The following is a 5,356-nucleotide window of genomic DNA, read 5'->3' on the forward strand; positions in this document are numbered from 1 at the left end:
GCCGTGCCGTCGATGTTTGGGGATGGTGTTGGCGGGCTTGTTGAATCATTACGTCACGGCTCAGGCGACCGGGATTATGGGTCCCTGCGTTCGCAGGGACGACAGCTGATTCAATTTTCAAACATCGCGTGCGCATGAACACGTCTTCGCATTCTCGCGGCGCCATGCGTCCGAGCTTTGCTTCGATTGACACCCTCTGAAACCAAGAGGGCGCAGGGAAGACCGGGTGCGCGCTGCACCCACGGTCTCGTGTGCAAAATGCACGAGTAAAAACGCACACGAGCATACAGGTCCAGCGGAGAACACCCGGCCTTCCCTGCGCAGTGGTTTCTACCGGCTTATACCGCGCTCGCCCCGGTGACCGGGCTTTCTTGCCACCGTCGCCAGCGGGAAGTTTTGCTTCCCGCGAACTTGACACCAGCGTCGGGGTGTCGGGCCCACACGGTTTTGCCGTCCGCTCGAGTTGCGCTCGTCAGTCGCACCTTCCGCGTCCACCGCATCCCACCGCGCGTTCGTGACGATCGCGACCCGCCCCTCTCATCGGGTGAGACGGGCGAATCCCTAAAGGTGATTTGCCCGACGTGTTAAGCGATTTATTTTTGATTCGGAGGCTTGACTTTCATTTCTGATAATCGGAAGTGATTTGCCCGTCGGGTTGCTTTGTCGCGGCCAAGCCGCGAGATTTCGCTTGCGCGCGGGGCGAAGCAGTTCGCTGACCCCGTGGGCAGATCGGGCAGGAAGTCCCCTTTGCGCAATGGCGAATTCCGGTATGCTGGCCAAAACACGCGAAGGCAAACCATGAAACGCTACCTGATATTCGCAGCCATCGGCCCCTTCCTCGGCGGGTTCCTGATGCTGTTCGCCACCACTTACGCGTCCGGCTACTGGACCCAGACCAACGCTGCCGAAGTGGCCAAGCTGTTCGTGGTGTTCGGCAAGACGCTGCAATTCGCCTATCTGTTCGGCATCGTGCCGGCGCTGATGATGGCCGCGGTGGACGATATTCTGTTCCACGTCCGACGGATCGGCTGGGTGGCGCGGATGCTGATCGTCGGCGGGATCGCCTTTGCCATGGCGGAATTGATCTACGGCGGCCTCCGACTGGAGCCCGGCGTCGTGCAGTTCATTCTCTACGGCCTGCCGGGTCTCGTCCCGGCGCTGGTGGCGTCATGGCTGTCGCACAAATTTGCCGAGCCGCAGCCACAGCCTGCCGCCTGACCGCGACGGCGTGACGCAACTTGCGGCCGGCTGGCGCGTTACCATGTGATGGCAATGTCGAACGAAGAAATCATCTCTCCCAACCCGACGCGGTCCCGGAACAATTCCGGGGCCGGGTTTCGCGGCGCCACGCCGCGTGGTCCCGTCATCGATCAGGAGGGGAGGGAGATCCGCCCGGAGACGCTGGGGCCACAGGCCGGCGGCTTTCACTTTGATTTCGGCACGTCGAGCGCCAATCCGTTCGGCAATCTCACCCGCGAGCAGCGGCTGGCGCGGCTCGATGCGCTGTCAAAACTGCTCGACGTCGCCTTCATCGTGCCCGGCACCAACATCCGCTACGGCATCGACGGCCTGATCGGATTGATCCCGGTGGTCGGCGATATCATCACCACGGCGATTTCGCTGTGGGTGGTGCGCGAGGCGCGCGCGCTCGGCGCGCCCTGGCATCTGACGACGCGGATGCTCGGCAATGTCGCGCTCGATGGCGTGGTCGGGCTGGTGCCGCTCGCCGGCGATGCCTTCGACGTCATGTTCCGCGCCAACGTCCGCAACGTTCGGATGCTGCAACGCTGGCTGGACAAGCAGCCGCGCTAGCGCGTCGCGATAGACGGCACTAGCGCGGAGTTTTCGAACATGAAGTTTTACGCGGCGTCCGCGTTGGCGTCGGCGCTGGCGGGTACGGGCTCGGGGGCACGCGGGCGGCGCTCGAGCGGAAAGTCCTGGCTTTCATACAGCGTGCGGATGCCGCTCTGGTCGAAGCGGGCTTCGTCGACCTGCAAATACGCGCCGTTCAGCGAATCCGCCGGCAATTCCTCGATGGCGAAGCGAACCGCTTCGGCCGCAGTGCCAAATCGCCGATAGGCGAAGCCCGCCCGCTTCTTCTTGCGGATCGCGGCAGGAAACAGTTCAGCGGCAGTGTTGTAACTGAAGGCAGCCATGGTCAGTGACCTCTAATCTTTTTCGTGAGAACGCGATTCGGAAACCGCGAACGTATCGTGCGGGCGGGCTCAAGGGCGCGTCGGCACACGTCATTTCAGGACAGTCTTTAATATAAGCTCGTTTGCCAGAAATGCGACTCCTGACGGGCCGGATGATGAATCCGGGCACCTCCGTACCGGTCAAAAAATATATCGTTTTATTTCAATGGCTTGAGCGGCCTAAAGCTTGCCGAGCAGCAGCAGAATGATCAGCACGACCAGAATAACGCCGCCGATACCCATGCCGGAGTGGCCCATGCCGTAGCCATAGCCGCCAAACCGGCCGCTGAAGCCGCCCAATAGGAAAATAATCAGGATGATGACGAGTATTAGTCCAAGCGACATGGCACTCTCCCCGTAGCGGCGGCCGGCGGATGAAGTCCGCCACCCCGCCTTCCGATAGCAAAGCATATCCGGGGCGAAGGTTCCATCGGGGAACCGGGCGTGGGCGAAAGTGGCGCTCTTCCCCTCTCCCCTTGTGGGAGAGGGTGGATCGAATGCGCTCAGCGCATTCGAGACGGGTGAGGGGTTCTTTCCGCGGATGGAGACCCCTCATCCGGCGCTGACTTCGTCAGCGCCACCTTCTCCCACAAGGGGAGAAGGGAAGAAGGTCGTGCTTACTTCGCTACTTCGCCGATCGGCACCACCTTCAGCGGTGAGGCGTAGGGCTCCACGCGCAGCGACTCGCTGGCGATCAGGCCGACCTGACGCAGCGGCGCCTGTTCGAGGTCGCCGGTCGGCGCCTTGCGCACCGCATATTGCCATGCGGTCATCGAGCCCTTCGCCACCAGCATTTTGGCGATGCCGCCGGCATGGTTGCCCTCGAGCCTGGCCAGTTCGTCGGCGGTCAGCCCGATCACGATTTCATCCTTCGCGGTGATGACCTTGAACAGGGAAACCTGGTCGGCGGCAAAAGCGGGCTGCATCACGATGCACTGAAGGCCGGCGAGGCTAATTCCGAGCAACAGGCGGGACGAGGTTGGCGACATTTCAAAACTCTCTCTCCGGGTTTGCGCGCAAGGCAGCTGAGACGAAACGAAAAAAACCCCGCGCGACCAGCTCTTGGTCGCACGGGGCGGGAAACAGGTTCGAACGACAGGACTGTCTTCTCCCCTCCTCCCGCGCAGCGGTGGGGAGGGGTCGGGGGTGGGGGGTCTATCGGCGCTTTCGACTGACAGCGAATTTGCGGAAGCACCCCCCACCCCCGACCCCTCCCCACCACGCGCAAGGGCGCGTGGGAGGAGGGGAGTGGCATCTTTATTTCGGCTGCAGCTTCAGCGCCGCCGAATTGATGCAGTAGCGCAGGCCGGTCGGGCCGGGGCCGTCCTCGAAGACGTGGCCGAGATGGCCGTTGCACTTCGAGCACAGCACTTCGGTCCGGACCATGCCGTGGCTGACGTCGCGTTCCTCGTCGACATGGCTCTCCAGCGCCGGTTGGGTAAAGCTCGGCCAGCCGCAGCCGGAATCGAACTTGGCGTCGGATTCGAACAGCGTCTGGCCGCAGCCGGCGCAGGTGTAGGTGCCCGGCAGATGCTCATGCTCGTACTCGCCGGAGAACGGCCGCTCGGTCGCCTTCTCGCGCAGCACCGCATACTGCATCGGCGTCAGTTCCTTGCGCCACTCGGCCTCGCTCTTCTCGACCTTGCCGCCCGTCGTCTTGGTGTCGGACAATTGCTTCTCCTTATCAGTTGGTGACCTTCGCGTTGCTCACCAGCGTCGGCTTCGCGATGTAGTTTTCCGCAAAGATCTTCTTCAGGTTCTCGATCTTCGGGATGTCGTTATAGGCAATATAGGGTTGGGTCGGGTGCAGCGTCAGGTAGTCCTGGTGATAGGCCTCCGCCGGATAAAATGCCTCCAGCGGCCCGACCTTGGTCACGATCGGCTTCTTGTAGACCTTTGCGGCGTTGAGCTGGGCGATATAGGCCTCCGCCACCTTCTTCTGCTCGTCGGAATTGGTGAAGATCGCCGAGCGGTAATGCGGGCCGACATCCGGGCCCTGGCGGTTCAGCTGCGTCGGGTCGTGCACGACGGAAAAGAAGATCTGCAGCAACTTGCCGTAGCTGATCTTCTTCGGGTCGTATTTGATCTCGACCGTCTCGGCATGCCCGGTGGCGCCGGTAGAGACCAGGGTGTAGTTCGCGCTCGCCTTGCTGCCGCCGGCATAGCCGGACACCGCGTTGAGGACTCCCGCGGTATGCTGGAACACGCCCTGCACCCCCCAGAAACAGCCGCCCGCGAGAATGGCGGTCTGGACGCCGTCGGCGGCCTGCAGGTCCATGGTGGGGGCGGGGATGATCACGGCATCTTCGGCGGCGCGCGCGGGCGCGATGGCCAGGGCTGAGATCGCCAGCGCGCCGAGCGCGGCGGCGCGGAGCGAAAGACGGGTGAAGCTGCGGGACATGAGGTTTCCTCTGGGGTCAGCGGATTGGTTGATAGTTTAGGGCTTAAGCCGCGGTTCGCAACGCCAGCGGCCGGCCCGATGTCCCCAAGATACGCGGCGGGGCGGGGGTTGTTACGGCGTGGCACACACGAGTTCGTGAGCCTTCTCCCCTCCCTCCACGCGCTCTTGCGCGTGGCGGGGAGGGGTTGGGGGTGGGGGGCGCCTCCGCAAATTCACTGCCAGTTGCATGCGCCGATAGACCCCCCCACCCCCGACCCCTCCCCACCGCTTCGCGGGAGGAGGGGAGAAGATTCAGATCACCACGCTCAGCCGCTTCGCGGCGCGCGTGATGCCGGTGTAGAGCCACCTGGCGCGGCTTTCCCCGAACGCAAAACTCTCGTCGAACAGCACCACGTCGTCCCATTGCGAGCCCTGCGACTTGTGCACCGTCAGCACGTAGCCGTAGTCGAACTCGTCATAGGGCTTGCGCTGTTCCCACGGGATGGTGTCGATGGCGCCGCCAAAGCAGTCGCCGCGCACCGAGACCTTTGTCACTTTGGCTCCGAAATCCTCGTCGGGCGACAGGCGCATGGTGATGATTTGCGATTTCGACGCCGCGCGCGACTTCACCCGCCACAGTCCGCCGTTGAACAGGCCCTTCTTGCGGTTGTTGCGCAGGCACACCAGCTTGTCGCCGGCCACCGGCAAGGGATCCTCGATGTTCTGCTTCTGCCGCACCCGCATGTTGTAGGCGCGCCGCGTGTTGTTGCGCCCGACCAGC

The 5,356-nt window shown here is 63.2% G+C and carries 8 protein-coding genes; 2 read left to right on the forward strand and 6 right to left on the reverse strand.

The window, feature by feature from the left end; all coding sequences use genetic code 11:
* Positions 1-798 precede the first annotated feature (798 nt).
* Positions 799-1,218 (forward strand): DUF5413 family protein, encoded by a 420-nt coding sequence (locus Q7T45_RS00750; protein WP_304866140.1) that lies wholly within the window; start codon positions 799-801, stop codon positions 1,216-1,218.
* Positions 1,219-1,266: 48 nt separating this feature from the next.
* Positions 1,267-1,812: a DUF4112 domain-containing protein gene (locus Q7T45_RS00755; protein WP_304866143.1), complete on the forward strand. Its 546-nt coding sequence runs from the start codon at positions 1,267-1,269 to the stop codon at positions 1,810-1,812.
* Between the two features lie 47 nt (positions 1,813-1,859).
* Here the strand turns inward: Q7T45_RS00755 and Q7T45_RS00760 are convergent, their stop codons facing one another.
* The 6 genes from Q7T45_RS00760 to Q7T45_RS00785 form a co-directional block, all read right to left on the reverse strand.
* A complete protein-coding gene (locus Q7T45_RS00760) occupies positions 1,860-2,156 on the reverse strand; it encodes a hypothetical protein (RefSeq protein WP_304866146.1) in 297 nt (98 codons plus the stop codon).
* A 219-nt stretch (positions 2,157-2,375) separates the two neighbouring features.
* Positions 2,376-2,540, reverse strand: a complete 165-nt coding sequence (locus Q7T45_RS00765; protein WP_291576635.1) for a DUF3309 family protein — start codon at positions 2,538-2,540, stop codon at positions 2,376-2,378.
* Positions 2,541-2,812: 272 nt separating this feature from the next.
* The gene (locus Q7T45_RS00770) at positions 2,813-3,184 is read right to left on the reverse strand and encodes a hypothetical protein (protein WP_304866156.1); all 372 of its coding nucleotides are present in this window, start codon (positions 3,182-3,184) and stop codon (positions 2,813-2,815) included.
* Between the two features lie 268 nt (positions 3,185-3,452).
* Positions 3,453-3,866: a peptide-methionine (R)-S-oxide reductase MsrB gene (gene msrB / locus Q7T45_RS00775; protein ID WP_304866158.1), complete on the reverse strand. Its 414-nt coding sequence runs from the start codon at positions 3,864-3,866 to the stop codon at positions 3,453-3,455.
* A gap of 13 nt (positions 3,867-3,879) precedes the next feature.
* Complete coding sequence (msrA, locus tag Q7T45_RS00780; protein WP_304866160.1) at positions 3,880-4,596, reverse strand: peptide-methionine (S)-S-oxide reductase MsrA; 717 nt, start codon at positions 4,594-4,596, stop codon at positions 3,880-3,882.
* Between the two features lie 291 nt (positions 4,597-4,887).
* Positions 4,888-5,356: ATP-binding domain-containing protein (locus Q7T45_RS00785; RefSeq protein WP_304866162.1), on the reverse strand; the 469-nt coding region annotated here is incomplete at its 5' end.

It is taken from the genome of Bradyrhizobium sp. (assembly GCF_030646015.1).
Classification (GTDB): domain Bacteria; phylum Pseudomonadota; class Alphaproteobacteria; order Rhizobiales; family Xanthobacteraceae; genus Bradyrhizobium.

Bases quoted from the DNA above. Each gene is read 5' to 3' on its own strand.
- Q7T45_RS00750 (WP_304866140.1), top strand. From the start codon at position 799: ATGAAACGCTACCTGATATTCGCAGCCATCGGCCCCTTCCTCGGCGGG.
- Q7T45_RS00755 (WP_304866143.1), top strand. From the start codon at position 1,267: ATGGCAATGTCGAACGAAGAAATCATCTCTCCCAACCCGACGCGGTCC.
- Q7T45_RS00760 (WP_304866146.1), bottom strand. From the start codon at position 2,156: ATGGCTGCCTTCAGTTACAACACTGCCGCTGAACTGTTTCCTGCCGCG.
- Q7T45_RS00765 (WP_291576635.1), bottom strand. From the start codon at position 2,540: ATGTCGCTTGGACTAATACTCGTCATCATCCTGATTATTTTCCTATTG.
- Q7T45_RS00770 (WP_304866156.1), bottom strand. From the start codon at position 3,184: ATGTCGCCAACCTCGTCCCGCCTGTTGCTCGGAATTAGCCTCGCCGGC.
- msrA (WP_304866160.1), bottom strand. From the start codon at position 4,596: ATGTCCCGCAGCTTCACCCGTCTTTCGCTCCGCGCCGCCGCGCTCGGC.